Genomic DNA, 26,741 nt, shown 5'->3' on the forward strand with positions numbered 1-26,741 from the left:
CGGGTGAGTCCGTCGGTGACATTATGATGGCGTCACATGGGGTTGGTGACCGCGAGGCGAACGCGGATGAAACTGGGGCAAGCATTCGATCCGCGAAACAACGCGCTCAACGCGTGTCGGCTGGTGCTGGCGAGCGAGGTGATCCTGTGGCATTCCTTTCCGATCACCGGTCATGCCGTGTCGTCCAAGCCGGTTGTGCAGCTTCTCTTCTCGGTCGGGGTGGACGGGTTCTTCGCACTGGCAGGATTTCTCATCACCGCGAGTTGGCTCCGAAACCCGCACCCGCGTGAATATTTGGTCGCGCGAGCTCTTCGTATCTTCCCCGGGCTCATCGTTTGCCTGGTGGTGACCGGGTTTGTGTTCGCCCCGCTCGGTGTGGCGATGCAGGGGGGCGCGGCCACGAAGCTGTTAATGTCCAGTGCGCCAACCGATTACGTTCTGAAGAACAGCACGCTGCTGTCGGCGCTCGCGCTGGACGTAGCCGGAACACCCAAAGGTGTCCCGGAGCACGGCGTGTGGAACGCCTCGGCGTGGACGCTGATGTGGGAAGTGCTGTGCTACCTGGCCGTTGCCGGCATTGGACTGGCCGGGCTGGCGAATCGCCGCTGGCTGCCGCCGATGATCTTGGCACTGGCCGTGATTGGGTCGATACTGTTGCCGCCCCTGACCTATCCGGGCCCGTGGACCAACCTGCAGATCGCCGTGCGCTTCACGATCATGTTTTCGGCCGGAGCGACGCTGTATCAATGGCGCGACGTGATTCCGGCCCGGTGGCCGCTGGTCGCGGTGAGCGTGTTCGTCGTCCTGGCCTCGAGCCTGCTGCCTGACTACCGGGCAGTCGGTGGACCCGCACTCGCATATGCCGTTATTGTTTCGGGGTCGCTGATCCATTCCAAGCGGTTGAATTTGCGCACGGACCTGTCGTACGGCACCTACATTTACGCGTCTCCAGTTCAGCAATTGATGGCAGTCGGTGGACTTACCAGCCTGAACCCCTCGCTGTTTTTCGTGGTCGCGACGGCCGCCACCATGCCGCTGGCCGCGCTCAGCTGGTTTTTGGTCGAGCGGCCCGCGCAGGCTCTCAAGAGCCGTTTCAAGCAAAAGCATACGGAGCCGAGCCTTACCGAACATATCGAATCTCACAATGCCGATCTCAGTCCGTTTCGCCGAGTCGCAAAGGTCGGATTGCGGCGATAAGCTAACGCCCAGTAGTGCGGACGGCTGGTGACGGCGTATGAAACTGGGGCAGGCGTTTGATCCACGACGTAATGCACTAAATGCATTGCGGCTGGCCATGGCAATCGAGGTGATCCTGTGGCACTCCTTTCCGGTGCGCGGCGGCGCGCTGCCGGCCACGCCGGTACGACAATTGCTGTTCTCAGTGGGTGTCGACGGATTCTTTGCCATCTCGGGTTTTCTCATCACCGCGAGCTGGCTGAACCACCCGAAGCTCCGTAGCTTCCTGGCCGCTCGAGCGCTGCGCATCCTGCCCGGGCTCTACGTCTGCCTGGTAGTTACCGCGTTGGTGATCGCGCCGATCGGCGTCACCATGCAGGGTGGATCGGCAGCACGACTGCTGCTGTCCGGCGCACCATTCGAGTACGTGGTGAAAAACAGTGCGGTAGCGCTACTTCAGCTCGACATCGGGGGAACGCCGAGCGGGCTGTTCTATCCGGCCGTGTGGAACGGTTCGCTGTGGACGCTCATCTACGAAATGGTGTGCTACGTCGCCGTGGTCGCACTGGGCCTGGCCGGGTTCGCCGACCGCCGGTGGACCTCGCTGGCCCTGCTGGCGCTCGCGCTGGTTTTGGCGACGTGCCTGCCCCCGCTGACCTATCCCGGGACGTGGAGCAACGCGCAATGCATCGCGCGCTTCGCCGTCATGTTCGCGGCGGGTGCCGTGATGTACCAGTGGCGGGACGTGATTCCCGCTCGATGGTCACTCGTCGCGCTGAGTATCGTCATCGTTCTCGCGGCCAGCCTGCTGCCCGACTACCGGCTGATCGGCGCCGTTCCGCTGGCGTACGCCCTCATCGCCTCCGGCGTGCTCATCCACGACAAGCACTTGAGGCTGCGGACGGACCTGTCCTACGGGGTCTACATCTACGCCTTCCCGGTACAGCAGCTACTCGCCATTGCCGGGCTCGTCAGCCTGAATCCTGTGGTGTTCGCCTTCCTTTCGACGATGGCGACCCTGCCGCTGGCGGCACTGAGCTGGTTTCTGGTCGAGAAGCCCGCGCAGACCCTCAAATCCCGGCTCAGGCAGAAGTGGGCCGGCGCCGAGTTCGCCGAAGCCAGCCGAGTCTGACGCCGCCGGGGTAGTCGGAAAGCGTCCACAACAGCACGGTCAGCGCTTCGGCTGCCACGCTGACCGCCGCGTACGGCGACGGATCCCAGCCGTGCTCGCTGAACCCGAACAGCCCGGCGGTTCGCGACAGCGTGAAGGCCACCAGCGATCCGCCGGCCATCGCCGCTGCGGCCCAGCGCAGCCACCGGGGGCCGCCGAGCAAGATCAGCACGGCCACCGCGAACGAGACGCTGGCCTGGACCAGGAAGCCGCTGCCGATCGTCGGAATATGCTGGTAACCATGAACATAGAGGTAGGCGTGACTGGCTGCACCGGCGAGCAACGCCGCGGCGAAGCCGACCCGGATCAGGATATTCATTGCAGCCTCTGCTCTTTCAATGCCAGGGCGGTTCCGCCCTTGGTGTAACTAACCTCACGGATGCCCAGCGCGTCGTGCAGCTTTCCGGCGGGCAGCGTGACCGGCTTGGGCGCCGGCCCATCGCCGGGACGCGGCAGCGGATAGGCCGTCGTCGTCCCGCTGTAGAACGACACAGTGCCTTCCATCTTGGAAAACAATTGGTGCACATGGCCGTTGATACATGTCACCGACGCGAACCGGCGCAGGTAACTGAGGGCCTGGGTGGCGTCGTCGGTGCCCCAACCCCACTCCGGGTACATGGCGAACAGCGGGATGTGGCTGAACACGGTGATCGGGGTGTCGCTGGACAGGCCCGCGACATCCTTCTTGACGAACTCCAGCTGATCGACACGCAGATGCCCGAGCTTGCGCAGATTCAGCGTGTTCACCAGCGCGATCACGTGCACCCCGGCGGTGTCGAAGCTGTACCACCCGTCACCCACCGATCCCGCACCGAACACCTTGCGGTACTTCTGGCCGGCGTCGTCGACCGAGTCGTGCTCCCCCGGCACGGTGAACACGTTCGGCGTGCGCAGCCCGGTCATCAGCTGTTTCACCTGGTCGAACTGCTCGGGGGTGGACAGGTGGGTGAGGTCGCCGGTGTGGATGACGAAATCCGTTGTGTAGCCGAGGTTATTGATCTGATCGATGGCGTGGCCGAACGAGCCGGCCACGTCTGGGTTGGCTACACCGGTGAAGCCGATGTGGCTGTCGCTGACCTGAGCGAAGCGCAGCGCGGGCCGGCTATGCGTGCGCTCGGCCGCGGCGGCACCGGCGACATGTGAGATCACTTCGCCGCCGGCGAAGGCAAACCCGACCGCCGCGCCGAACCACGCGCCGTGGCGCATCAGCTGGCGGCGACTCATCGGGCGGGGATCGTCATTCATTGCGCCACTACCCCTCTTCGCTGCGCTGTGCGGCGCCGCCGGCGCGCATCATGACGTCACCACCACGGTGCCGTGCATCATCGGATGGATCGAGCAGACATAGTAGAAAGTCCCTGCGGTGGAGAAGGTGTGGGTGAAGCTGGTCCCCGTCCCCATGCCGGGTGAGCGAAACGACCCGTCGCTGGCGACCACCGTGTGCGGTTCTTCGTCACGATTGATCCAGGTGACAGCGGTGCCGGCACGGACCGTGAGCGTAGTGGGCGCGAACGCGAAGCCGTCGATGGCGACTTGGTCGCCGCTCGCGGGTGGCGGCGTGATCGATGCCGTCGCACCGGATTCCGCCTTCGTCGTGACCGACGGATGCGCATCGGGACGCGCCGCTGAGCACCCGGCCAGCAGCAGCACTCCCGCCGCGAGCAGAGCCGAGCGCTTTCGAGACAAGATGGCTGTCATGCCATCTGATAGCAGGGGTGGTTACACCGCTCAGGCGGGCTGTTCGGGATACGGCGGGCCCAGCACCTCGACCACCCCGTTGACCTCACGAACCATCAAGGTGGGCAACGTCTTTGGGGCGATCGGCAGTTGATGTGTGAGCACCTCTCCGGCAGGGGAGAACGAGGTCGAGTGGCACGGGCAGCGCAACCTGTCGTCGGGCGCGTCGAACCACAACTTGCACCCCTGATGCGTGCACACCCCCGATACCGCCTCGAGCCTGCCGTCGACGCGGCGGACGAATCCGCTGGCCGAACCGAGGTCGAAGGCATGCATGCGCCCGTCCGGCACGTCCGAACTTGCCGCGATGCGCTGCCAGGTTCCGTCGTTGGGCGTGAGTTGTCCCGCAACGGCGGGCCCTTCGGTGATGCCCCCGATTACTGCTCGATCGATGGACACCGCGGTGACCGCGGCGGCGGCAGCCGCCGACGTGCCGACGATCACCTGCCGGCGCGTGGTGTCCTGCTTGGGACCCGGTGCGCCGGCCATTTGCTCGGCCAGACGCCGGTGCAGGTCGGTGAGGAATTCCCGACGCGGGGTGGCGTCCACCTCAGAGCCCCGACCGGCGGCGCGCAGTTCGATCGCGGTGCGGATCTGGGCGGCCTCAAAGTCATCGGGTGCGAACGGCTTTGGTCGTCGACCCTGCAACAGGTCGTCGACGTAGCGACGCAATCCTCGCGCGTTCATGACTGGCCCCCATCGTTGACCCGTGCCGCCAGCCGCAGCGCACGATGTTGGAGCACCTTGGCGTTGGCAACGCTGATTCCGAGTTCCGCGGCTGACTCCTTGATCGAATTGCCTTGCAGGAAACTTAGTTCCAGTATCTGGCGATAGCGGTCCGGCAGATTGTCGAGTACCTGGGCGACGCGCGACGGCGCGGTGCTGATCGCTTCCTCGCTATCGGGCGGTTGCTCGATGTCCTCCTCGATCGAGGTTATCTCCCGGCTCAGGGTCTCGCGCCAATGCGCGGCCAGCACGGTTCGCGCCGTGGCGCGCAGGTAGGCGCGCACCTCGCCGACGCTCGCGGTCAGCCGCAGCGGCCGCAACGCGGCCAAAAACACCTCGGCAGTGAGGTCCTCGGCGTCCGCCCGGTTGCCGACCCGGGCGAACAGCATCCGGTACACCCACTCCGCATTGTCGGAGTACACCGCTTCCCAGTCGGGGTAGCCCGGAAAGCCTGAGTCGGGGACCGCGCGCAGGGGGCGCGGGCCCGCGGGTTCGTTTTGTGTCGTCACAAGTCTGCCTCACCCGATGAATATCAGCGGGGGTTACACGGGTCGGGGCGCCGCGAGCGACGGTTCATCGACTACCAGCTCGTCGAGCTTCGCGGCCGTGGCGGACAGGACCGTCTTGGCGACCCGCAGGATCCGCTCGCGCACCCGGGGTTTGGCCGAGGCCGGGGGCAGCAGCTGGCCCACCAGGTGACCGAAGAGGTCCAGCCGCGACGCGGCCAGCCAGGCGGTCAGCTCCAGGTCGTCGAACCAGCGCAACTGATTGCCGTAGTCGGCCCGCGCGACGCGCAACCAGTCCAGGTCGGTGTCGGGGTGCGGCAACGGCACGCACAGCCGGTTGCGGGTGGCGTCGTCGGGATAGGCCGCCTCCACATGCGCGATCAGCGAGGCGCTGAATATCTGCTGGCACCCACGCACGCTTTGCAGCGTGATCCGACCGGGCTCGAAAATGGGGGTGGCGGGCCGCTTTTCGGCGCCGTCGGCGGTGCAGTCGATGTAGAGCGGGCGCCCGTCGACCGTGACGTCGCCGCCCTCGAGGACCATCTTGTCGTCCTCGACGGCCAGCAGGTGGCCCTTGCGCACGACGTCGCCGATGCGGCGCAGCTGGTCGAGTTCGGCACGGGTGACCGTCGCGCACCGGTACATCGTCGGCCGCACCGCGGGGTCTATCCGTAGTAGGGTGCCGGCGTCCTCGAGGCGGGCGAACAGATCGTCGGGCGAGGTGGCGTCCCTGATCGCGCGCAGCTGGGCGATGAAGCCGGCCTTGATCCGGTCGGCGAACGTCGAGCCCGGCTGCATCGCCGCGCGATCCAACAGCCACGAGTCGCGGGGCATGATCCAGGTCAGTCGCTCGGGCGCGACGCCGTGGCCCAGCAGCCACAGGCAGGCGTCGATGCCCGTCTTGCCGGCACCTACGACGACGTAGCGGTCGTGGGCGCCGCGTCCCGGCAGCCCGTTGGGCGCGAGGCAGGCGATGCCCGGCGCGAGCCGATAGGGCGGCGGGCGCATCGCGGGCACCATCACTCGCATGTAGGTGGCATCGACGATCCGGCGCGCCACGTCCACGGTGTACTCGTCGCCGGCCAGCGTGACGAAGCGGCCCGCGCCGAGGTATTCGCTCATCGGGAAATAGCGGACCCGCCCGGTCGGCACTAGCTGCTGACGCATTACGTGGTCGTAGTAGGCGCACACTTCCCCGCCGGTCGCCAGCTCGTAAAGTCCCTTGTTCCAGCCGACCGCGTCGATGGTGTCGCGGCCGAGCCGAACCGAGTTGACGCCGTAGAACGCCGACGGCTGATGCAACCGGACGAACGGGTAGGCGGCGGTCCAATGCCCGCCCGGCGCGTCGTTGCGGTCCACTACCACGACACTGGCCTCCGTCTCGGAAGTCTCGGAGACCAGCGTGTCAAGGAACGCCATGCCCATGGCGCCCGCGCCAACGACCAGGTAGTCGGCGTCGATCGTGTGCATACCGGCCTCAACGCTAGACCGCGCGGTCACGACAGGTAACCCGCCTTGCCAAGGCCAGAACGCGGTTACGAGGATATGCAAGTATCCGCTATCGCACCTGAACAAGACCCAAGGGCACCCCATGACCACACAGATCCCGCACTTCATCGACGGGAAGCGCACCGCAGGCAAGTCCAGCCGCACCGCCGACGCCTTCAACCCCAGCACCGGCGAGGTGCAGGCGAAAGTCGCGATGGCCTCGCCGGCCGACGTCGACGCCGCGGCCGCCTCCGCCGTCGAGGCCCAAAAGGGTTGGGCCGCAACGAATCCGCAGCGCCGCGCGCGGGTGATGATGAAGTTAATCGAGCTGGTCAACCAGAACATGGACGAGCTGGCCGAACTGCTGTCCCTCGACCACGGCAAGACCGTCCCCGACGCCCACGGCGACATCCAGCGCGGCATCGAGGTGATCGAGTTCGCCATCGGCATCCCGCACCTGCTCAAGGGCGAATACAGCGAGGGCGCCGGCCCGGGCATCGACGTCTACTCGCTGCGCCAGCCGCTGGGCGTGGTCGCCGGCATCACGCCGTTCAACTTCCCCGCGGTGATCCCGCTATGGAATGCCGGGCCCGACCTGGCCTGTGGCAACGCGTTCGTGCTCAAGCCCAGTGAACGTGACCCGTCGGTGCCGCTGCGGCTGGCCGAGATCTTCCTCGAGGCCGGCCTGCCGCCGGGCGTGTTCCAGGTCGTGCAGGGCGACAAGGAGGCCGTCGACGCGATCCTGCACCACCGCGACATCAAGGCGGTCGGCTTCGTCGGCAGCTCCGACATCGCGCACTACATCTACTCGACGGCCGCCGCGAACGACAAGCGCTCGCAGTGCTTCGGCGGCGCCAAGAACCACATGATCGTGATGCCCGACGCCGACCTTGACCAGGCCGTCGACGCGCTGATCGGCGCCGGCTACGGCAGCGCCGGGGAGCGCTGCATGGCGATCAGCGTCGCGGTGCCCGTGGGCGAGAAGACGGCGGATCGGTTGCGCGCCAGGCTGATTGAACGGATCAACAATCTGCGCGTGGGCCACAGCCTGGATCCCAAGGCCGACTACGGCCCGCTGGTCACCGAGGCCGCGGTGGCCCGGGTACGCGACTACATCGGTCAGGGTGTCGAGGCCGGCGCCGAGCTGGTGATCGACGGCCGCGAGCGGCGCAGCGACGACCTGACCTTCGGGGACGCCAACCTCGAGGGCGGGGTTCTTCATCGGGCCGACCCTGTTCGACCGCTTCACCCCCGACATGTCCATCTACACCGACGAGATCTTCGGGCCGGTGCTGTGCATCGTGCGGGCTCACGACTACGAGGAGGCGCTGCGGCTGCCGTCCGAGCACGAATACGGCAACGGTGTCGCGATCTTCACCCGCGACGGTGACGCCGCCCGCGATTTCGTGTCGCGCGTCGAGGTCGGCATGGTCGGCGTCAACGTGCCGATCCCGGTGCCGGTGGCCTACCACACCTTCGGCGGCTGGAAGCGCTCCGGCTTCGGCGACCTCAACCAGCACGGCCCGGCGTCGATCCAGTTCTACACCAAGGTCAAGACCGTGACGTCGCGGTGGCCGTCCGGCATCAAGGACGGCGCCGAATTCGTCATCCCGACAATGGATTAGGGCCATGTTCGCCCTGAACGACGACGAACGGGTCATCGCGGAGACGGCGGCCGCGTTCGCCGCCAAACGCATAGCCCCGTACGCCCTGGAATGGGAAGCGACCCAACACTTCCCGACCGATGTGTTGCGCGAGGCCGCCGAGCTGGGCATGGCGGCGATCTACTGCCGCGAGGACGCCGGCGGCAGCGGGTTGCGCCGGCTGGACGGGGTGCGGATCTTCGAGCAGCTGGCCATTGCCGACCCCACCACGGCCGCCTTCCTGTCGATCCGCAACATGTGCGCGTGGATGATCGACAGCTTCGGCACCGACGAGCAACGCAAGGAATGGATTCCGCGGCTGACGTCGATGGATGCCATCGCCAGCTACTGCCTGACGGAGCCCGGCGCCGGATCCGATGCCAGCGCGTTGAGCACTCGTGCGGTCGCCCACGGTGGCGACTATGTGCTCGACGGTGTCAAGCAGTTCATCTCCGGTGCCGGCGCTTCCGACGTCTACGTGGTGATGGCAAGAACGGGCAGTGACGGTCCACGCGGGATCTCGACGTTCATCGTCGAAAAGGGCACGCCTGGGCTGTCTTTCGGCGCGCCCGAGGAGAAGATGGGCTGGCACGCCCAACCGACCGCACAGGTGATCTTCGACGGCGTACGGGTGCCTGCCGACGCGATGCTGGGCGGGGCCGAGGGCGAGGGTTCCGGCTTCGGCATCGCGATGAACGGCCTCAACGGCGGCCGGCTCAACATCGCGGCGTGTTCGCTGGGTGGCGCGCAGTTCGCCTTCGACAAGGCGGGTGCCTACGTGCGCGATCGGCAGGCATTCGGTTCTTCCCTGCTCGACGAGCCGACCATCCGATTCACCCTGGCCGACATGGCCACCGGACTGGAAACGTCGCGAATGATGTTGTGGCGGGCGGCGAGTGCGTTGGACGCGGGCGACCCCGACAGGGTCGAGCTGTGCGCGATGGCCAAACGCTACCTCACCGACACCTGCTTCGACGTCGCGGACAAAGCGCTGCAACTGCATGGGGGCTACGGCTACCTGCGCGAGTACGGTCTGGAAAAGATCGTCCGCGATCTTCGGGTGCACCGAATTCTCGAGGGGACCAACGAAATCATGCGGGTGGTCATCGGTCGCGCCGAGGCCGGCCGCTTCCGAGCCACCGCTTAGAAAGGCAGCAATGACAGAGCCTTTGAAGATCGCCTTCTTGGGGCTGGGGAACATGGGCGCGCCGATGTCGGCGAACCTGCTGGGCGCCGGCCACACCGTGCGCGGGTTCGACCCGGTGCCCGCCGCGGCGGCGGCCGCGGCCGAAGGCGGCGTCGAGGTCTTCGACACCGCCGCCGATGCGGTGACCGAGGCCGACGTGGTGATCACCATGCTGCCCAACGGCGACATCGTCAAACGCTGCTACGCCGAGGTGCTGCCGGCCGCACGCGAGGGTGCGTTGTTCATCGACAGCTCCACGATCTCGGTCAACGACGCCCGCGAGGTGCACGCGCAGGCCCAGGCGCACGGGGTCGCCCAGGTGGACGCGCCGGTCTCCGGCGGGGTGAAGGGCGCCGTCGCCGGGACGCTGGCATTCATGGTGGGTGGCGAAGAGTCGGCGATGCAACGAGCCCGGCCGGTGCTGGAACCCATGGCGGGCAAGATCATTCACTGCGGCGCCGCCGGCGCGGGCCAGGCCGCCAAGGTGTGCAACAACATGGTGCTGGCGGTGCAACAGATCGCGGTCGGCGAGGCGTTCGTGCTGGCCGAAAAGCTCGGGCTGTCGGCGCAGTCGCTGTTCGACGTGATCACCGGCGCGACCGGCAACTGCCGGGCGGTGCACACCAATTGCCCGGTGCCGGGCCCGGTTCCGACGTCGCCGGCCAACAATGACTTCAAGCCGGGCTTCGCGACCGCCCTGATGAACAAGGACCTGGGTCTGGCGATGGACGCGGTAACCTCGACCGGCTCGTCGGCTCCGCTGGGCCGCCACGCCGCCGAGATCTACGCGAAGTTCGCCGCCTCCCATGCCGACAAGGATTTCAGCGCCGTCATAGAGATGCTGCGCGGCTGACGACTTAGGCAATGCGGTTGTCTCCGAGGAGTGTTCGATGATCGAAGTATTGGACGACATGCCGGCGGGTGTCACCGGCATCCGCGTTTCCGGCCGGCTGAACAGCGACGATCTGCGCGACTTCAAGCCCGCCATGGAAGAGCTCGTCAAAACCGACGAGATCAGGATCGTGGAGGTCATCGCGTCCGATTACGAGGGCTTCGGATCCGGCGGGCTGGTCGAGGATCTGAAGTTGGGGCTGGGCGCCGTATTCAGACATCATTCGGCGTTCAAGCGGATCGCGGTCGTGTCCGACAAGGAGTGGGTCGGCCACACCCTGCACGCGCTGGCGTGGATGATTCCCGGCGAGCTCGCCGTGTTCGGGCTCGACGAACTCGAACGCGCCAAGCAGTGGGCCGCCGGCTGACCTAGAAGTCGCCGGCGTTGCGGCGCAAGGTCTCGATCGATGCCACCAGCGCCTGCGATTCGGCGGTATCCATGCCGATGTCGGCGAACACCTGCTCGTTGAGCGTGACGGTGGCGTCCTCCACGGTCGACCGGCCGAGCTCGGTGATCTGCACCAGCGTGGTGCGCCCGTCGGTGGGGTGCGGCAGCCGCCGCACCAGTCCGTCGGCCTCCAGCCGGCGGATCGCATGGCTGACGCTGGTGACATGGACCTGTAGCCGGTCGGACGCCTTGGTGATGGGCAGCGCCCCGGTCCGGCTGAACGCGAGCAGCCGCAGCAACTCATAGCGCGAGAAACTCAGGTCATAGGGCCGCAGCGCCGTCTCCACCCGCGCCAGCAGGATCTGATGCGCACGCATCACCGAAGTCAGTGCGACCATGCCCTGCGACACGTCGCCCCAGCCCGCACGCTCCCAATTGGTGCGCGCGGCAGCGATCGGGTCACGCTTCTTGTCCGGGGCCACGCCTTTTCATACCGCACTTGCGGCAAGAGCGGGTCGACTGACCCGATTCGACGGCTGCTTTATTTGCCCACCGCGGACAGCACCGCCAACGTGGATGCGCGGCTGCCCACGGTAATCCGCGCACCGCCGTCCGGATAGCAACGCACCCGAAGCCCGCTGTCGGCGAACACCTCGCTCCACTGCCGGCCCAGCGCGGTCTTCGCCGGCAGGTACATGAAGTTGGCGTGCGCGTCGGTCGTGTATATCCCGAGCGCGGACAGTCGCATCCGCAAGTACCGCCGTTCGGCGGTGATCATCCGGATCCGTTGCAGCAGTTCGTCTTCGGCGTTGTATGATGCGGCGACGGCGGGCAGGCTGGTCATCGCGATACCGAACGGCAGCTGGTGCGACCACATCGTCGCGGCCAGCTCGGGTGCCGCCACCCCATAACCGATCCGCAGCCCGGCCAGCCCGTACGCCTTGGAAAACGTCCGTACCACGACCACATTGGGGAATCGCCGCGCCAGCGCCGCCACCTCGACCCGGTGTTCGGGCGCGGCGAACTCGATGTACGCCTCGTCGAGCAGCACGATGGTCTCGCGAGGCACCCGGCGCAGGAACCGGAACAGATGTGACGTCGGCTCCAGCGTGCCGGTGGGGTTGTGCGGCCGGCACACCACGACGACGCGGGCACTGGCGGCCGCGGTGCCCAGCCGCTCGAGGTCGTTGTGGCCGGCCTTGTTCAGCGGCACCGTCACCGAGTTCAATCGGGCCATCTGCGCGATGATCGGGTAGCCGTCGAAGGTGGGCGCCGACATGACCATCGAGTCGCCCGGAACGGTCAGTGCCTGCAGCGCCTGCAACACCACCCCGGTCGCGCCGGCGCCCAGCACCACCTGCTCGGAGCCGACGCCGATGCGGCTTGCGATCAGGTTGCGTAACCGCTCGGGCAGAAACTCCGGATACCGGTTGGCCGCATCGATCGACTTGACCAGCACCGACCGTACCGCAGGAAGCGGCGGGAACGGATTTTCGTTGAGCGACAAGGCCAGTGGATCGATCGCGTGCGGGACCGAGTCATCGACCTCAGCGGTGGCGGAGCTTGCGACGGGTCGCATCAGTCTCGCCCGCCCCAGCGCACCGCCGCCGCACCGGCGAAGTCGCCGGCGTGGGCGAAGCCCGCCATCAGCACCACGTCACCGGACTTGAGCTGGCCGTCGGATATCGCGCGATCCAGGTTGATCGGGATGCCGGCGCCGAACAGGTTGCCGCACTCCTCGAAGGTGTCCCGGTGACGTTCCGGCGGCAACTCGAGCGCATCGCGCCAGTTGCGCAGAAACGCACGGTTCGGCTGGTTGGTGACCATCAGATCGATGTCTTTGGCGGGCACGCCGATTCGGTCACAGACCGCCAGCGCCACCTCGGGAACCTGGCGGTTGCCGCGGGCCAGCACCTTGGTGATCTTGCTTTCGGTGAAGCCGATGCTGCCCTCGCCGGGACCCGCCTGCCACCACTTGCGGGGCGGATCGAACGACAGCGTCATCTCCCCCGCGAATTCACCGTAGGTGCGGCACTCGACGTCGAGGATCGGCGACCGATCGCCCACCGTAACCAGTCCGACCGCCGCACCGTCACCGGGTACGGCCGATTGCGCCTTGCGCCGAATCGTGGACTGGTCGAAGAACTGGCCGGCCGCGTTCTGCGCGATCGCGATCAGCGCGGTGTGCCCTTCGCCGGACGCCAGCAGTTTGCGGGCCACGTTGAGCGCCAACACAAATGCCGCACATCCACCGTTGTTCAGGTCCAGCACCCACGACGGCCGCAGGCCCAGCCGGTGGGCGATGCCGCCGCCCTGGCCGTAGAACGCCATGTCGGGTACCTGAGTGTGGGTGATCAACACGTCCGCACCCTCGACGACGTCGTGGCCGTGCCGCTCGATCAGACCTTGGGCCGCGCGTTCGATCATGTCGATCGAACTCTCGTCGGGCCCGACGTGATGGCGAAACTTCGGAGCCCGGAACATCACGTTCTCCCGGAGCTCGTCGGATTCGGCGAACTGGGCGTAATACTCGGCCGGGATCGGCTCGCCGGGCAGGTAGGTGGAGACGTCGATCAGGCTGACATTCGGAGTACCCATGGTTCGCTCATCTCATCCAGTCGGGGGTCACCGGCAGGCCGTTGTGGTGGCGGTACTCGGCGATTGCCTTGAGGTTCTTCAATTCCAGCAGGTGGCCTGCGCCGAACATGTCCCAGAAGTCGCCGACCCACACCGGGCGCTGCGCCGGTGCCGTCTCGGGATACGGGTTGTGGTCGTAGAACGGGTGATGGCAATTGGTCCACAGCACAACCGAACCCGGCTTGTCGAGCACCAGCTGCGCGTCGATCACCCGCATCAGATAGATCATCCACAGGTGCTTGCCTTGATCCCACGCGCAGTGGTAGTCGACGGTGCGGGACTGCTCGTTGGCGACGGTGCGGGTGTAGATCTCGGTCTCCGAGCCGAGCCGATCGTAGGCCAGCCACAGGCCGGGCTCGTCGGTCTCGGTGAAACCGCGCAGACTGTAGGTCCACTCTTCGAGGCTGCGGGTGTCGGACAGATACTCGTACAGCTCGTCGGGCGGGCAGTCGATGTAATCGTTGACGGTGCAATACTCACCGAAGACCTGATCGTGCGGGTACACCGATCGCATCATGTCCATGATGATCGGGGTGGCCTGCTCGCGGGGGCTGGTTTCGATGCGCGTGACCCCGTCGATGAGGTCGGGAATGTCTTCAAGCGCTGGCAGCGACATTGGTGCATTTCTCCTTAACGGTCGGAATCTCGCTAATGGCAATAGTTTCCGTCTTTGCTGCGGTGAGAAACGGTGCGAACGGCGGAATTTCGTCGGCGGCGCACTCGATGCTGACCACCGCCGGGCCGTCGAAGCGCAGCGCTTCCCCCAGCGCGGCGGCGAGTCCTTCCGCGTCGCCGACGTCGATCGACGTCAGGCCCGGGAACATGGCCGCCAGCCCGGCACCGAGCCGGCTGGGCCGAAATCGGTTGTAACTGTAGAGATTGTCGTAGAACAGCTGCTCGCGCGTCACGCACATGGCGTGCGCGTTGTTGTTGAACAACACGAACGTCACCGGCAGCCGGTATTGCACCGCGGTGTGGACTTCCATGCCGTGCATGAAAAACGCTCCGTCGCCGGCGATCACCACGGTTCGTCCACTGGGACGTCCGCTGTTGGCCCGCCCGAATGCCATTCCGATGCCGGCCCCGAAGCTGTAACCCATGCCGCCCATACCGAGTGCGACGGTGAATCTGCCGCCGCGCCGCGCCGGTAGGTAATGCACCGCGGACGCACCGGTGTTGCCCGCGTCGACCACGATGTCGGCGCCGTCGGGCAACACGTTGTTGAGCACCGCCATGGCGTCGCGATAGCGCAGGCCCGCACCGACCCACGACGGGGGCGTCAGCTCGGAGCGGGACACGACGTCGGGTACCCGGACGCCGGTAGGCCGTCCACTGCCGGACAGTGCGTCCGTCAGCATGCGCAGCGAGGCCCGCAGGTCGTCCGTGTGCACATGCGTGCAAGAAACATAGGGCTGCGCGGCGCCGATCGACAGTGTGCGCACCTTCGCCAGGGCGTCGTCGAGCCCGGCACGAGCGGTGACCGACAGCCGGGATCCGACCACCAGGCACACGGCGCTGGCGGCTACCGCTTCGGCCACCCCCGGGTGGCCCATTACACCGGTTACTCCCAGCGCGGACGAAGAGCCGAATCCCGGTGTGCCGGAAGTATCTTTGGCGTCGGGCACGGTGGCTACCCGGGCCCGCAGCAAGGCGCGCAGCTCCTCGAGCTCGGTGCGGGCGTTGTCACGGGCCACCTGCTCGCCGGCGATGATGGTGATCAGTCCGGTGACGTTGCGCAGCACCGGAATGATCGGTTGCGGGTTTCCGATCGGCCGTGGGTCGTCACCGATGGCGCCGATTCGATCGGCGTAGACGAACGCCTGTTGAATATCCTTGGGTAACAACAGGACTGCTGGCCCTCCGGTGCGCGCCGCGGTGATCGCCCGGCGCAGCGCCGCGCCGATGTCGGCCGGCCGCAGCACCCGCTCGCAGGACACCGAAACCGCGGAGAACACGGCCTCGGCGTTCAGCGATCCATTGTTTCCACTGGTGTCCTGAAAACTGCCGCGGCCATCCATCGTCGCCGGGGCCTGACCGACCAGCGCCAGCACCGGAACCCGGCTTGTCAACGACTCCCCAAGTGCCGCTACAAGATTCAGTGCTCCGCCACCCGAGGTCGCGGCCACCACACCCAAACCGGCGCCGCTGCGGCTGTACCCGTCGGCCATGGTGGCGGCCGAGAATTCATGCTTGGCCAGGACGGCGGTGAGTTCGGAGCGGAAATGCGCGGCGTCGTAAAGGTCTTCGATGTTGGCGCCGTCCACCCCGAAGATGTGGTCCACGCCGATCGACGCGAGGCATTCGACGATCTGGTCAACAACCCGGTGCTTCCGAGGCATCTGCTCTACCTAAGTTCGATTGAGACGATGCCTAAGGCACGAACCAGCCGAGCCGCCGGTTCACCCGAGGGGTTACAGCGAACGCTGCAACAAAACCTGGCCGCTATCGGCGGCGACCACCTGCACGGCGGCGATCTGATCGACCGGTGTCGAGATGCTCGCGGCGGGCGTGGCGGTGTGACCGGGTTCGGCCACCCACGTCGCCAGGCGGGTCTGGCTGCCGTCGCGGCCGACGACCACCATCGCCAACGTGTCATGGTGCGCGTACGGCGGTGCCAGGCAGACGCACTGCAGGTTGATGGCCGTCCCCCAGTGCTGGCTGGAAATCTGCACCGTCGACGTCAGCAGGTTGGTACCCACTTGCGCCATCTCCGCGGACGCGGCCGCCTGCTGCGGAAGCGTCGCCGAGGGGGTATGACCCTGAATGCCGACGAACACCCCGATCGCCAGCACCGCGGCCGCGGCGGACGAGGCCACCCAGGTGATCGCCCGCGTGCGGCGGCGGCGCCAGGCCACCTTCGCCAGCAACGCCAGCAACGACGGCAGCAGCTCGGGCGAGGGCTCCGGCGCCGGCGGAACGTCGCCGGACTGCGCGATCGCGGCGACTTCCTCACGGTCGAGTTGCGAAAGCAACGCCGGCACCCCGCTGAGCTCGGCGGCGGCCTCCCGGCATGCCGCGCACTGGCGCATGTGCTCTTCGAATTCGCGGCGGTCGACGGACGACAGCGATCCCAGCACGTATGCGGCATCCCACATCGCGTAGCGGTGATCGTCGCCCATGATCAGACCAAAGACCTCGTTGTCGCCGGGCGGGCCTACACCTCGTATCGGCGTCTTCATCTCATCCATCTCCTTCACCCTTCAAGCATTCGGAGCCGTTGACCGCGCAAGTTGGTGCCCCGGACAGGCCCCCCAAACAAGGCAGCGCCGTCATCGAGTAACTCCGAGTTCCTGCAGAGTGAGCCGCAAAGCCCGCACGGCATAGTGTAGTCGCGACTTCACGGTTCCTTCGGCAATGTCAAGGTCTCCAGCAATCTGCGCGGTGGTCCAACCGCGGTAGTACGAGCGTTCGATGACGGCGCGGTGTTCCGCGGACAGTTGCGCCATCGCATCGGCGATCAACAGCCGGTCCAGGGCGGCGTTGACCTCGTCGGGCGTGGCCTGTTCGGGCGCTCCGTCTTCGTCGAGCGAGCCGACCACGTTGCGATACCGGGCGCTGCGCCGGTCGTCGATGATCATGTTCCGGGCAACGGTGAACAGCCAGGCACGCGCCGACCGCTCGGTGTCGCCGACGACCTCCGGATGCTGCCAGGCTCGCAGCAGCGTTTCCTGAACGACGTCCTCGGCGTGGGCGGCATCGCCGGTCAGCCGCAGCGCATAGCGCCACAGCACGGCAGCGTGCTTGTCGTAGAGGGCCTTCATCAACGCAGCTTCTGCCGCCCCCGACGCTCGCCAGGTACTAGCGCCCCGGGCCACTCGACCACCTCCTGCCAATTGACACGAGTGGAGTAGGTGTTTGGTTCGAGGTTCAGGTCAGAGTGAGAATGCGCGGCCCGTCGTCGGTGACCGCCACGGTGTGTTCCCAGTGCGCCGCCCGCGATCCGTCGGTGGTGGTGACCGTCCAGTCGTCATCGAGCACCAGCGTCTTGCCCGTGCCGAGCGTCAGCATCGGTTCGATGGCCAGCACCGAACCGGGGGCCAGCAGCGGTCCGCGGCCCGGCGACCCCTCGTTGGGCAGGAACGGGTCCATGTGCATCTGCCGGCCGATGCCGTGGCCGCCATAGCCTTCCACAATCCCGAACGCGCGGCGATGGCGGACCTCGGCCGCCCGCGTCCCCATTTCGATGGCGTGCGCGACGTCGGTCAACCGGTTACCGGGGATCATCGCCGCGATTCCGGCTTCCAGCGATTCCCGGGTCGCCGCCGAAAGCGCCTCGTCGGCGGGATCGAGCTGCCCGACCCCGAACGTGATCGCGGCGTCGCCGTGCCAGCCGTCCAACACCGCGCCGCAGTCGATGGATACCAGGTCGCCGGGGGTGAGGACTTCGGCCGCCGACGGGATGCCGTGCACCACCCGGTCGTTCACCGACGCGCAGATCGAGGCCGGGTAGCCGTGATAGCCCAGGAACGACGGGGTCGCGCCGAGTTCCCGGATCACCGATTCGGCGATCTCGTCCAGGCTCAGCGTGGACACCCCGGAGACCGCGGCCGCGTGCACCGCCTGCATCGCGTTGGCAACCACCGCACCGGCCGCGGCCATCGCGTCGAGCTCGCCGGCGCTGCGCTGCGGCACCACCTTGGTTCTGCGCAGCCGCACCAGCGGGCGCATCGTTACTTGCCCAGCGCTCGCAGCGCGCGGGCGAATACCTCGTCCACCGGTCCGACGGCGTCGACGGTCTTCAGTTCGTCGCGGTAGTACTCCAGCAGCGGCGCGGTTTCGTCGCGGTAGACCTTCATCCGGTTGAGGATGATCTCCTCGGTGTCATCAGCGCGGCCGCGGCCCTTGAGCCGCTGCAGCAACTCGTCCTCCGACACCCGGAATTCCAGCACCGCGTCGATGTCGGTGCCACGGCGTCCCAGCATCTCGTGCAGCGCTTTGGCTTGCTCGATCGAGCGGGGATACCCGTCCAGGATGAATCCGTTGGCGGCGTCTTGGTCGTTCAGCCGGTCGTCGACGAGCTGGTTGGTGAGGTCGGAGGGCACCAGGTCACCGGCATCCAGGTAGCGCTTGGCTTCCAGGCCCAGCTTGGTGCCCTGCTCGATGTTGCTCCGGAACAGGTCGCCGGTGGAGATCTGCGGGATCCCGAGCTTCTCGCTGAGTTTCTCCGACTGCGTGCCTTTACCTGCCCCCGGTGGCCCCAGCAAAACGACTCTCACTTGAGGAACCCTTCGTAGTTGCGCTGCATCAGCTGACTCTCGATCTGTTTGACCGTATCCAAACCGACGCCAATCATGATCAGAACCGCAGTACCGCCGAACGGCAGATTCTGCACGGCCCCGGCGTTCCCGATCTGCAGGAACAGGTTGGGCAGCACCGCGATCGCACCGAGGTAGATCGAGCCCGGCAAGGTGATCCTGCTCAGCACGAAACGCAGATAGTCGGCGGTGGGCTTGCCCGGCCGGATGCCCGGGATGAATCCGCCGAACTTCTTCATCTCGTCAGCGCGCTCGTCGGGATTGAAGGTGATCGACACATAGAAGTACGTGAAGAAGATGATGAGCCCGAAGTAGATGCCGATGTAGACCGGATCGCTCGGGTCGGACAGATACGTGCCGACGAACTTGTCCCACCAGCTGTTGCCCACGCCGCCGCTGCCGCTGCGGATCAACTGGGTGATCAGGTGCGGAATGTAGATCAGCGACGACGCGAAGATGACCGGGATGACACCGGCCTGGTTGACCTTGAGCGGCAGATACGTCGAGGTTCCGCCGTACATGCGACGGCCCACCATGCGCTTGGCGTACTGCACCGGGATCCGGCGCTGGCCCTGCTCGACGAAGACCACGCCCACGATGATGATCAGCGCGGCCACCAGCACCGCGGTGAGGATCATCCCGCCGCGGCTGTCCAGGATCGTCTTGCCTTCGGACGGGATGCGGGCGGCGATGCCGACGAAGATCAGCAGCGACATGCCGTTGCCGATGCCGCGTTCGGTGATCAGCTCACCCATCCACATCACCAGCGCGGCGCCGCTCGTCATCACCAGCACGATGACGACCAGGGTGAAGATGCTCTGGTCGGCGATGATGTCCAGCGAGCAGCCCTGCAGCAGACCCCCGTTGGCGGCCAGCGCCACGATGCTGGTGGCCTGCAGAATCGCCAGCGCGATCGCCAAGTAACGCGTGTACTGCGTCATCTTGGCCTGGCCGGACTGGCCTTCCTTGCGTAATTCCTCGAACCGCGGGATGACCACGGTGAGCAGCTGCACGATGATGCTGGCGGTGATGTAGGGCATCACGCCCACCGCGAACACCGTGAGCTTGAGCAGCGCACCGCCGGAGAACAGGTTGATCAGCGAATAGATCTGCCCGGCTTCGCCACCGCTGGCCTCTTTGATGCATTGCTGCACGTTCGGGTAGTTGACGCCGGGCGACGGCAAAGCGGCACCGACGCGATACAGCACGACAATGCCAAGCGTGAAGAGGATCTTCCGTCTCAAGTCGACTGTTCGCAGCGACGAGATGAAAGCCGAAAGCACTTCTATCCTCCTGCGCGGCCGGGGTGGTAATCCTGCGTTTACGCGCGCTCTACACCCGCAGGCCAGGACGTACGGCGTCACGCGTCAAATCGTGTACGAGACTAACAGCTGGTCGGAGCAGATCCTTAAAAGGGCGTCATGGAGCGGTAGGAAAAGGGCCCAAAAAATTCAGGAAGCCGACAGCATCCAGGCGTATAGTTTTGTGATCTCGTTGCATTTGCTAAGTATCAAACTCGGCCGGGACGATCGAGGAGCACCATGACACGCACTGACCAAGACAGTTGGGATCTGGCTTCCAGCGTCGGCGCCACCGCCACCATGGTCGCCGCGGCTCGCGCGGTGGCCAGCAAGGAAGACAACCCGATCATCAACGATCCGTTCGCGGGGCCCCTGGTGCGGGCCGTCGGGCTGGATTTCTTCCGCCGGGTGGTCGACGGCGAACTCACCACCGCAGAAACCCCCGAGAACGGCCTCAGTGACCTGCAGGTCGAGACCGACTCGATCGCGGTGCGCACCCGGTTCTTCGACGACTTCTTCCTCAACGCCGCCCGCGACGGCATCCGCCAAGCGGTGATTCTGGCCGCCGGGCTCGACGCCCGCGCCTACCGGCTGTCCTGGCCGAGCGGCAGCGTGGTCTACGAAGTCGATCAGCCCCGCGTCATCGAGTTCAAGACCACCACGATGTCCAGCCTGGGCGCACTGCCGTCGGCCGAGCGTCGCACCGTCAGTGTCGATCTTCGCGACGACTGGCCTGCGGCGTTGCGCAGCAGCGGGTTTGACGTGACCCGGCCGACGTCATGGAGCGCCGAGGGACTGCTGATGTATCTACCCCCAGACGCCCAGGACCGGCTCTTCGACAACATCACCGCGCTGTCCGCACCGGGCAGCATGCTGGCCACCGAATTCCATCCGCCGGCGGAAACGACGATGTCCGAACGTGCCCGGGAATTCAACCAGCGGTGGCTGAATCTGGGCTGCGACATCGACCTGTCGCAATTGTTCTTCGACGGCGAGCGCAGCGACGTCGTCGAATACCTGAAAGGCCATGGCTGGCAGGTGAGCTCGCGTCCACGGCGCGAACTGTTCGCCGACTACGGCCGCGACTTCCACGACAGCGAGGCGCTGTCCCAACTGCGCAACATCGTGTCTGTCACCGCGACTCTCGGTTAGGAGTGCATGCATGACGAGCACCGACAGCAAGCGGTTCGACGGTGACAGTTGGGATTTGGCGTCCAGCGTGGGAGCCACCGCCACCGCGGTGGCGGCGCGGCGGGCGATGGCCTCCAAGGGCCCCAACCCGCTGATCGACGACCCCTACGCCGAGCCGCTGGTCAACGCCGTCGGCGTGGACGCCTTCATCCGGATGATGAACGGCGAGGTCGAACTCTCCGACGACGATCCCGCGTTCACCCCGCAGCGGCTCAGCGAGGGCATGGCCGTGCGCACCCGGTACTTCGACACCTTTTTCCTCGACGCCGCGAAAGCCGGTGTGCGCCAGGCGGTCATCCTCGCGTCCGGGCTGGACACCCGCGCTTACCGGTTGCCCTGGCCGGATGGCTCCGTGCTCTACGAGATCGACCAGCCACAGGTGATCGAATTCAAGACCCGCACCCTGGCCGATCTCGGCGCGGCCCCGACCACCGATCGCCGGCCGGTGGCGGTGGACCTGCGCGACGACTGGCCGGCCGCGTTGCGCAGCAATGGCTTCGACTCCACCGAGCCGTCGGCCCTCGATCGCCGAAGGCCTGCTGGGCTACCTGCCGCCGGACGCCCAGGACCGACTGTTCGACCACATCACGGCGTTGTCCGCCGCCGGCAGCCGCCTCGCCACCGGCTACGTCCCCAACATGCGTGACCGCGTCGAAAAGCGGGGCCGCGAGATGAGCGAACGGTGGCGCCGGATGGGGCTGGATCTGAACTGGTCGGAGTTGGTCTACACCGGCCAGCGCAACGACGTGGCGGCCTACCTCGCCGAACGGGGCTGGCAGACCACGGTGCGCAGTACCCAGGAGATGTACGCGCACAACGGTTTTGAGTTCCCGACCGAGCCGACCATGGCCGCCTTCGGCGACATCCAATATCTATCGGCAACACTAGGAGCCTGAGCATGACGCGCACCGAGCAAGACACCTGGGACCTGGCCTCCAGCGTGGGGGCCACCGCGACTTGGGTCGCCGCCTGCCGGGCCCTGGCCAGCAAGCAGCCGGGCGCCCTGATCGACGATCAATTCGCCGATCCGCTCGTTCGTGCGGTGGGCGCGGGGTTTTTCATCAAAGTGCTCGACGGCGAAATCACGGACGAGACAGGAGGATTGGAGCCCGACGCGGACCCCGATGTCGAGTTCAACCTGCAACGCATGGTCAACATGATGGCCGTACGCACCCGGTATTTCGACGACTTCTTCACCGGCGCAACCGACGCGGGCATCCGCCAGGTGGTGATCCTGGCCTCGGGCCTGGACTCGCGGCCGTACCGGTTGGCGTGGCCGGCGGGCACGGTCGTCTACGAGGTCGACCAGCCGGCGGTGATCGAGTTCAAGTCCACCGCCCTGTCGAACCTGGGCGCCGAGCCTACCGCGGCGCGCCGGACCGTTGCCGTCGATCTGCGCGACGACTGGTTAAAAGCATTGCGCCAGGCGGGTTTTGACGAGTCACGGCCGAGCGCGTGGAGCGCCGAGGGCCTGCTGATGTACCTGCCTCCGGACGCCCAGGATCGGCTGTTCGACGCCATCACCACGCTCAGCGCACCGGGCAGCCGACTGGCCACCGAATACCACCGCGATGGCATACCCCTGCTGGAGAAACGGGCCAAGGCGATGGCCAAGCGCTGGGGGCGGTTCGGCTTCGACACCGACGTGTCCGCGCTGGTGTACCACGGTGAACGCACCCCGGCCGCGGACTACCTGAGCGCGGCCGGCTGGCAGATCACCCCGCGCACCCGCGCCGATCAGTTCGCCGAGGCTGGGCTGCCGGTGCCGTCGGGCGAAGGCCTCCAAGCGCTGGAGAACCACATCTCGGTCGTCGCCGTCAAGCAGTAGCGCAGGCTAGGACAACTACGCCGCGCCCGGGACCGCGGACGCTGGCTACCCCAGGCCGGCCCCGGCCAGTTCGGCGGCGAGGTCGGCGGTGGACACGGTGCGGGCCCATTCCGCGAGTCCTTCCGCGTCGAACTGGGGCTCGATGCCCGCGGTCCCCGCCAGGCCGGGCGAGCTTGCCGCGGGTGCCGCCCCCACCGGGGTGCCCGCGCTGGGGGTGACGGGGGTGACGACGGCGGGGCCGGTGATGAAGCCGGATGGAAGGTTGGTGGGGGTGGCCTGAATGAGGTTGAGGTCGGTCACCAGTCCCGCCGAGTTGTAGGTGACCCAACCACCCTGAGTGATCAGGCCCGATTGCGAGGTCAGCGCGGCGCCGGTGACGGATTCGCCGCTTGGCACGGTGATGCTGGCCCCGCCGGCGTTTTGGACATAGGTAAAGGTGCCGCTCAAGATCTGGCCCGAGCCCGTGAGCTGGAACATGCCGATGTTGGTCTGTTGGACGCCGTTTACGGTGTAGGTGAGCGTTTGGCCGGAGTAAAGAACGGCTTTACCGGACCAGTTGAGCGGGGAGCCGCTGGTGACATCGACGGCCACGCCCACGTGGACGACGGCACCGCCGGACGCGACGCTGGCCTGGCTGCCGACGGGCAGGGGCGGGTCGACGCCGCCGCCGGTCGAGGCGGCCTCTTGGGTGGATTGCATTGTGGCCATGTGCATTACGGATTGGGTGCGGGCGCTGGTGGCATTGCCGGCGCTCTGGGCCGCCGCGCGGGTCTGGTCGGCCTGTCCCGCCTGATTCGTGGTTCGCGGTGCCTCGCTGAACGGACTCAGCGTGCTGGCGGACTCGGCAGCGGCCGCGTAGCCGTACATCGCGGTGGCGTCTTGGATCCACATCTCGGCGTACTGGGCTTCGGTGGCCGCGATCGCCGGGGTGTTCTGTCCGAAGAAATTGGTGGCGATCAGCGCCATCAGCTGGGCGCGGTTGGCCGCGATCGTCGCCGGCGGCACCGTCATCGCGAACACCGCCTCGTAGGTGGCCGCGTTGGCCTGCTCGGCGGTTTGCCCGGCCTCCACCGCGGTGGCCTGCAGCCACGCCAGATAGCGTGCCGCCGCGGCCGCCATTGACAGCGACGACGGACCGAACCACGCCTGGCCGATCAGCCCCGCGACTTCCGACTAATAGCCGCTCGCCGCGGACTCCAGCTGGGCGGCCGCCGCGGCCCAGGCCGCCGGCGCGGCCAGCATCGGCCCCGCCCCCGAGCCGGTGTACATCAGTCCCGAATTGACCTCGGGACAGCGCAACGCGAAATCCATGGCCCTTCTCTTTCTGGGTAGGCGCGGCCAGTACTCAACACACGTCCAATGGCGCGAAATTTTAGCGCGGCGCAAGACTAGAAGCCTGTCAAGTTGCTGTGAATTTGCCGCCGCGCTCGTGCGGGTGGCAGCAAACGATTGGCCGCCCGGCTGCGATGGTCTCGAGTGCCCAAATCTCAATCCGGATGACCCTCGGCGAAGTCCACCGATCGCGCTCGCCACGGCGCCAAAGCGGGCGGTGCCGCTTAGCCCGGTTTGGCCGCCGGTGCGCGGACCACCAACGGCACGGCGGGGAAGCAGCACGCCAGCTCCGAGCGCGACTTGCGCAGTGCGGCAGTGCCGTAACCCCGCTTGCGGTGGTCGCGGTGAATCCAAATCCGCACGTTGACTTCGCCGCGGACCAGCTCGCCGAACACCATGCCCACTTTCTCGCCGGAATCAACGGCGACGAACCAGGCGGCCTCCTCGTCGTCCACACGGCGCAGGGCCGCCCGGATCTCGTCGTCGAGGTCGCCCGCCGGCTGGTCGGATCCATCGCCGGCGGCACCCTTTTCCTCGGTGCGGATGGCGAACAAATCGCGGTCCTCGGCGGCGGAAAACGGCCGCAGCTCCAAGCTTTCGCCCGAGCTCGCCGGGCGCTCCCCGAGCGTGAAACTCAGCTGCTTGTTCAAATCCTCGAGTTCGGCGAGGATCTTGCGGCGCGAATCGATGGTGAGTTGCTCGAAGCACATGCCCATCACCGCTTCGGCCGCAAGGTGAGAGGTGTCGAGCAATTTGACGATCCCCTCGATCGCGACTGCCTTGTTTTCCGACTCCACCACTAAGTCGGCAATTTCATGCCGGCGTTCCAGAGCTTTCAACAGGGCGTCTGCGATCTCTCTACGGGCGGCTTTGCGGTCTCGGTCAGTCATTGCACCAGACTAGATCCCCAAGGCGGCTACCGCGCTAGATCCTCGACGCCGGTGGGCGCGACGGCCGGCCGCCGAGTTCCAGGAAACGGCGGTACCGATCCTCGACCGCGGCCGCCCAGACGCGATCGGGGTCGACGATGCACTCGGTGGAAACCCAGCGCGCGACGTCGGCGATCGAGGTCTCCAGCCCGGCTGCCATTCGGCTCAGAAATGCCGCCCCCAGCGCCGCGCCCTCGGCCACCCCGGATACCTCCACCGGCCGGCCGGTGGCGTCGGCGATGGCCTGCATCCAAGGCCGCAGCCGCGTCCCGCCACCGGTGGCCACGATGCGCGTCACCGGCGCTCCGCTGAGCTCGATCAGCTGACGCACCACGAAACCCGACGCCTCGTAGGCGGCCCGGCGCAGCGCCGCGGGGCCGTGGGTGAGGTCGACGCCGTCGAGCACGCCGCGACGGTCCGGGTCGTGGAACGGCGTGCGTTCCCCGCGAATGTAGGGCGACCACACCGGGATACGGCGCGGATCGACCGACCGGGGTCGCCAGGTCCGATGACGCGATCCACCCAGCCGAGAAACAGCCCGCCCGCGTTACTGGCGCCACCGATCTGACTCGTGGGCGCCTTGGTGTGCGGAATCGTCCACAGCCCGGGCACCTGGCGGGCCTCCGGAACGGTGACCCAGACGATCAGCGTGGTGCCGCACATCACCAGCACGTCGCCGTCGTGGTCGGCGCCGGCCACCATCTGCTCGCACAGCGCGTCGACGGCTCCGGTCGCCAGCACGGCACGGGTCCCGTTCACCTGGCCGGCCGCGGCGCCGATCACCTCCACTCGGGGCAGCTGCGCGACGGTGGCACCGCGCTCGGCACACGCCGCCGCGTTCCAGGCGGTGCCGTCGAACAACGGGTAAGAGGTGGCCGCGGTGGCGAAGTCGATCACCGCCTCGCCCGACAGCGCACGGTTGGCCACCGCCGATGCCGGCCAGAACCCGGCCGCCCCGGGGGCTGCGGCGGCCGTCCAGCGCAGGAACTCCGCCGCCTCGCCCAGCGCGGGCAGCGGCTGATCGCCGTCGACCCGGCCGCGCTCGTCGCCGTACAGCAGTCCCGGCGTGTACGGCCGGCCCGTGGCATCGACCGCGGTCAGCGAGGGAACCATCGCCGAGACGGCCACCGCGCGGGGCTCGGGTCCCCGGACCTGTTGTCGCACCTCGTCCAGCGCCGCCAGCGGGCCGCGCCGCCACGCCTCGTCGGCGTCGTGCTCGAAACGGTTGGGCGCCGGCACCCGGACGCGATGCGGGATGCGCACCCGCGCCGTCACGTTGCCGTCGGCGTCGGCGGCGACCGCTTTGACCGACGTGGTCCCGATGTCGATGCCGATCGTGACGCCGTTACGTGACAC

At 67.0% G+C, this 26,741-nt stretch carries 24 protein-coding genes and 4 pseudogenes; 9 read left to right on the top strand and 19 right to left on the bottom strand.

Annotated elements, in window-relative coordinates; genetic code table 11:
- Nucleotides 1–66: 66 nt before the first annotated feature.
- Nucleotides 67–1,197 (top strand): acyltransferase family protein, encoded by a 1,131-nt coding sequence (locus T428_RS0117910; RefSeq protein WP_025737549.1) that lies wholly within the window; start codon nucleotides 67–69, stop codon nucleotides 1,195–1,197.
- 37 nt (nucleotides 1,198–1,234) lie between these two features.
- Entirely contained in the window at nucleotides 1,235–2,308 is a 1,074-nt protein-coding gene (locus T428_RS0117915; protein ID WP_025737550.1) for an acyltransferase family protein, read from the top strand.
- Here the strand turns inward: T428_RS0117915 and T428_RS0117920 are convergent.
- The 6 genes from T428_RS0117920 to T428_RS0117945 are packed head-to-tail and all read right to left on the bottom strand — an operon-like array spanning nucleotide 2,259 to nucleotide 6,786.
- Nucleotides 2,259–2,666, bottom strand: coding sequence for a hypothetical protein (locus T428_RS0117920; RefSeq protein WP_025737551.1), 408 nt, complete (start codon nucleotides 2,664–2,666; stop codon nucleotides 2,259–2,261). The genes T428_RS0117915 and T428_RS0117920 overlap by 50 nt on opposite strands.
- The gene (locus T428_RS0117925) at nucleotides 2,663–3,592 is read right to left on the bottom strand and encodes a metallophosphoesterase family protein (RefSeq protein ID WP_025737552.1); all 930 of its coding nucleotides are present in this window, start codon (nucleotides 3,590–3,592) and stop codon (nucleotides 2,663–2,665) included. The genes T428_RS0117920 and T428_RS0117925 overlap by 4 nt, the downstream gene beginning before the upstream one ends.
- A gap of 48 nt (nucleotides 3,593–3,640) precedes the next feature.
- The gene (locus T428_RS0117930; RefSeq protein ID WP_025737553.1) at nucleotides 3,641–4,045 is read right to left on the bottom strand and encodes a cupredoxin domain-containing protein; all 405 of its coding nucleotides are present in this window, start codon (nucleotides 4,043–4,045) and stop codon (nucleotides 3,641–3,643) included.
- A gap of 30 nt (nucleotides 4,046–4,075) precedes the next feature.
- Nucleotides 4,076–4,771: a Rieske (2Fe-2S) protein gene (locus T428_RS0117935; RefSeq protein ID WP_025737554.1), complete on the bottom strand. Its 696-nt coding sequence runs from the start codon at nucleotides 4,769–4,771 to the stop codon at nucleotides 4,076–4,078.
- Nucleotides 4,768–5,319, bottom strand: a complete 552-nt coding sequence (locus tag T428_RS0117940) for an RNA polymerase sigma factor (RefSeq protein ID WP_025737555.1) — start codon at nucleotides 5,317–5,319, stop codon at nucleotides 4,768–4,770. Before T428_RS0117940 ends, T428_RS0117935 begins: the two co-directional genes overlap by 4 nt.
- 33 nt (nucleotides 5,320–5,352) lie before the next feature.
- The gene (locus T428_RS0117945) at nucleotides 5,353–6,786 is read right to left on the bottom strand and encodes a hypothetical protein (protein ID WP_025737556.1); all 1,434 of its coding nucleotides are present in this window, start codon (nucleotides 6,784–6,786) and stop codon (nucleotides 5,353–5,355) included.
- Nucleotides 6,787–6,907: 121 nt separating this feature from the next.
- On the opposite strand from T428_RS0117945, the pseudogene T428_RS29230 reads away from it, so the two are divergent.
- From T428_RS29230 to T428_RS0117965, 4 genes and pseudogenes are all read left to right on the top strand, one after another.
- Nucleotides 6,908–8,429, top strand: a pseudogene (locus T428_RS29230) (CoA-acylating methylmalonate-semialdehyde dehydrogenase).
- A gap of 4 nt (nucleotides 8,430–8,433) precedes the next feature.
- Complete coding sequence (locus T428_RS0117955) at nucleotides 8,434–9,594, top strand: acyl-CoA dehydrogenase family protein (protein WP_025737557.1); 1,161 nt, start codon at nucleotides 8,434–8,436, stop codon at nucleotides 9,592–9,594.
- A gap of 10 nt (nucleotides 9,595–9,604) precedes the next feature.
- A complete protein-coding gene (gene mmsB / locus T428_RS0117960; RefSeq protein WP_025737558.1) occupies nucleotides 9,605–10,486 on the top strand; it encodes a 3-hydroxyisobutyrate dehydrogenase in 882 nt (293 codons plus the stop codon).
- Between the two features lie 37 nt (nucleotides 10,487–10,523).
- Nucleotides 10,524–10,892 carry a SpoIIAA family protein gene (locus tag T428_RS0117965; RefSeq protein WP_025737559.1) on the top strand — a complete coding sequence of 123 codons (369 nt, stop codon included), beginning with the start codon at nucleotides 10,524–10,526 and terminating at the stop codon, nucleotides 10,890–10,892.
- Between the two features lies 1 nt (nucleotide 10,893).
- Here the strand turns inward: T428_RS0117965 and T428_RS0117970 are convergent, their stop codons facing one another.
- The 10 genes from T428_RS0117970 to secY form a co-directional block, all read right to left on the bottom strand.
- Nucleotides 10,894–11,394: a MarR family transcriptional regulator gene (locus T428_RS0117970; protein WP_025737560.1), complete on the bottom strand. Its 501-nt coding sequence runs from the start codon at nucleotides 11,392–11,394 to the stop codon at nucleotides 10,894–10,896.
- Between the two features lie 59 nt (nucleotides 11,395–11,453).
- The gene (locus T428_RS29235) at nucleotides 11,454–12,491 is read right to left on the bottom strand and encodes a pyridoxal phosphate-dependent aminotransferase (protein ID WP_036468344.1); all 1,038 of its coding nucleotides are present in this window, start codon (nucleotides 12,489–12,491) and stop codon (nucleotides 11,454–11,456) included.
- Nucleotides 12,491–13,510, bottom strand: a complete 1,020-nt coding sequence (locus T428_RS0117980) for a 3-oxoacyl-ACP synthase III family protein (RefSeq protein WP_025737561.1) — start codon at nucleotides 13,508–13,510, stop codon at nucleotides 12,491–12,493. Before T428_RS0117980 ends, T428_RS29235 begins: the two co-directional genes overlap by 1 nt.
- 7 nt (nucleotides 13,511–13,517) lie before the next feature.
- Nucleotides 13,518–14,165: a hypothetical protein gene (locus T428_RS0117985; protein ID WP_025737562.1), complete on the bottom strand. Its 648-nt coding sequence runs from the start codon at nucleotides 14,163–14,165 to the stop codon at nucleotides 13,518–13,520.
- Nucleotides 14,146–15,888, bottom strand: coding sequence for a thiamine pyrophosphate-binding protein (locus T428_RS0117990; protein ID WP_025737563.1), 1,743 nt, complete (start codon nucleotides 15,886–15,888; stop codon nucleotides 14,146–14,148). The genes T428_RS0117985 and T428_RS0117990 overlap by 20 nt, the downstream gene beginning before the upstream one ends.
- A gap of 72 nt (nucleotides 15,889–15,960) precedes the next feature.
- On the bottom strand, nucleotides 15,961–16,737 hold the full coding sequence (locus tag T428_RS0117995) for a zf-HC2 domain-containing protein (protein WP_169733667.1): 777 nt from the start codon (nucleotides 16,735–16,737) through the stop codon (nucleotides 15,961–15,963).
- 81 nt (nucleotides 16,738–16,818) lie between these two features.
- Complete coding sequence (locus T428_RS0118000; RefSeq protein ID WP_025737565.1) at nucleotides 16,819–17,364, bottom strand: sigma-70 family RNA polymerase sigma factor; 546 nt, start codon at nucleotides 17,362–17,364, stop codon at nucleotides 16,819–16,821.
- 52 nt (nucleotides 17,365–17,416) lie between these two features.
- Nucleotides 17,417–18,217 (bottom strand): type I methionyl aminopeptidase, encoded by an 801-nt coding sequence (gene map, locus T428_RS0118005; protein WP_025737566.1) that lies wholly within the window; start codon nucleotides 18,215–18,217, stop codon nucleotides 17,417–17,419.
- Between the two features lie 2 nt (nucleotides 18,218–18,219).
- Nucleotides 18,220–18,765 (bottom strand): adenylate kinase, encoded by a 546-nt coding sequence (locus T428_RS0118010; RefSeq protein WP_025737567.1) that lies wholly within the window; start codon nucleotides 18,763–18,765, stop codon nucleotides 18,220–18,222.
- Nucleotides 18,762–20,087 (bottom strand): preprotein translocase subunit SecY, encoded by a 1,326-nt coding sequence (gene secY, locus T428_RS0118015; RefSeq protein ID WP_025737568.1) that lies wholly within the window; start codon nucleotides 20,085–20,087, stop codon nucleotides 18,762–18,764. Before secY ends, T428_RS0118010 begins: the two co-directional genes overlap by 4 nt.
- A gap of 258 nt (nucleotides 20,088–20,345) precedes the next feature.
- Between secY and T428_RS0118020 the strand changes: the two genes are divergently transcribed.
- The 3 genes and pseudogenes from T428_RS0118020 (at nucleotide 20,346) to T428_RS0118030 (ending at nucleotide 23,124) form a co-directional block, all read left to right on the top strand.
- Complete coding sequence (locus T428_RS0118020) at nucleotides 20,346–21,257, top strand: class I SAM-dependent methyltransferase (RefSeq protein ID WP_025737569.1); 912 nt, start codon at nucleotides 20,346–20,348, stop codon at nucleotides 21,255–21,257.
- A gap of 10 nt (nucleotides 21,258–21,267) precedes the next feature.
- A pseudogene (locus T428_RS29240) lies at nucleotides 21,268–22,192 on the top strand (class I SAM-dependent methyltransferase).
- A 2-nt stretch (nucleotides 22,193–22,194) separates the two neighbouring features.
- Complete coding sequence (locus T428_RS0118030) at nucleotides 22,195–23,124, top strand: class I SAM-dependent methyltransferase (RefSeq protein WP_025737570.1); 930 nt, start codon at nucleotides 22,195–22,197, stop codon at nucleotides 23,122–23,124.
- A gap of 45 nt (nucleotides 23,125–23,169) precedes the next feature.
- Here the strand turns inward: T428_RS0118030 and T428_RS36160 are convergent.
- From T428_RS36160 to T428_RS29250, 3 genes and pseudogenes are all read right to left on the bottom strand, one after another.
- A pseudogene (locus T428_RS36160) lies at nucleotides 23,170–24,435 on the bottom strand (PPE family protein).
- 245 nt (nucleotides 24,436–24,680) lie between these two features.
- On the bottom strand, nucleotides 24,681–25,346 hold the full coding sequence (locus T428_RS0118040) for a GNAT family N-acetyltransferase (RefSeq protein ID WP_025737571.1): 666 nt from the start codon (nucleotides 25,344–25,346) through the stop codon (nucleotides 24,681–24,683).
- A gap of 34 nt (nucleotides 25,347–25,380) precedes the next feature.
- A pseudogene (locus tag T428_RS29250) lies at nucleotides 25,381–26,741 on the bottom strand (xylulokinase).

The sequence above is a fragment of the Mycobacterium genavense ATCC 51234 genome (assembly GCF_000526915.1).
Taxonomy (GTDB): Bacteria; Actinomycetota; Actinomycetes; order Mycobacteriales; family Mycobacteriaceae; genus Mycobacterium; species Mycobacterium genavense.

What these genes read in the sequence shown, in the direction of transcription:
- T428_RS0117910 (WP_025737549.1), top strand. Translation starts at nt 67, where the DNA reads ATGAAACTGGGGCAAGCATTCGATCCGCGAAACAACGCGCTCAACGCG.
- T428_RS0117915 (WP_025737550.1), top strand. Translation starts at nt 1,235, where the DNA reads ATGAAACTGGGGCAGGCGTTTGATCCACGACGTAATGCACTAAATGCA.
- T428_RS0117920 (WP_025737551.1), bottom strand. Translation starts at nt 2,666, where the DNA reads ATGAATATCCTGATCCGGGTCGGCTTCGCCGCGGCGTTGCTCGCCGGT.
- T428_RS0117925 (WP_025737552.1), bottom strand. Translation starts at nt 3,592, where the DNA reads ATGAATGACGATCCCCGCCCGATGAGTCGCCGCCAGCTGATGCGCCAC.
- T428_RS0117930 (WP_025737553.1), bottom strand. Translation starts at nt 4,045, where the DNA reads ATGACAGCCATCTTGTCTCGAAAGCGCTCGGCTCTGCTCGCGGCGGGA.
- T428_RS0117935 (WP_025737554.1), bottom strand. Translation starts at nt 4,771, where the DNA reads ATGAACGCGCGAGGATTGCGTCGCTACGTCGACGACCTGTTGCAGGGT.
- T428_RS0117945 (WP_025737556.1), bottom strand. Translation starts at nt 6,786, where the DNA reads ATGCACACGATCGACGCCGACTACCTGGTCGTTGGCGCGGGCGCCATG.
- T428_RS0117955 (WP_025737557.1), top strand. Translation starts at nt 8,434, where the DNA reads ATGTTCGCCCTGAACGACGACGAACGGGTCATCGCGGAGACGGCGGCC.
- mmsB (WP_025737558.1), top strand. Translation starts at nt 9,605, where the DNA reads ATGACAGAGCCTTTGAAGATCGCCTTCTTGGGGCTGGGGAACATGGGC.
- T428_RS0117965 (WP_025737559.1), top strand. Translation starts at nt 10,524, where the DNA reads ATGATCGAAGTATTGGACGACATGCCGGCGGGTGTCACCGGCATCCGC.
- T428_RS29235 (WP_036468344.1), bottom strand. Translation starts at nt 12,491, where the DNA reads ATGCGACCCGTCGCAAGCTCCGCCACCGCTGAGGTCGATGACTCGGTC.
- T428_RS0117980 (WP_025737561.1), bottom strand. Translation starts at nt 13,510, where the DNA reads ATGGGTACTCCGAATGTCAGCCTGATCGACGTCTCCACCTACCTGCCC.
- T428_RS0117985 (WP_025737562.1), bottom strand. Translation starts at nt 14,165, where the DNA reads ATGTCGCTGCCAGCGCTTGAAGACATTCCCGACCTCATCGACGGGGTC.
- T428_RS0117990 (WP_025737563.1), bottom strand. Translation starts at nt 15,888, where the DNA reads ATGCCTCGGAAGCACCGGGTTGTTGACCAGATCGTCGAATGCCTCGCG.
- T428_RS0117995 (WP_169733667.1), bottom strand. Translation starts at nt 16,737, where the DNA reads ATGGATGAGATGAAGACGCCGATACGAGGTGTAGGCCCGCCCGGCGAC.
- map (WP_025737566.1), bottom strand. Translation starts at nt 18,217, where the DNA reads ATGCGCCCGCTGGTGCGGCTGCGCAGAACCAAGGTGGTGCCGCAGCGC.
- T428_RS0118020 (WP_025737569.1), top strand. Translation starts at nt 20,346, where the DNA reads ATGACACGCACTGACCAAGACAGTTGGGATCTGGCTTCCAGCGTCGGC.
- T428_RS0118030 (WP_025737570.1), top strand. Translation starts at nt 22,195, where the DNA reads ATGACGCGCACCGAGCAAGACACCTGGGACCTGGCCTCCAGCGTGGGG.
- T428_RS0118040 (WP_025737571.1), bottom strand. Translation starts at nt 25,346, where the DNA reads ATGACTGACCGAGACCGCAAAGCCGCCCGTAGAGAGATCGCAGACGCC.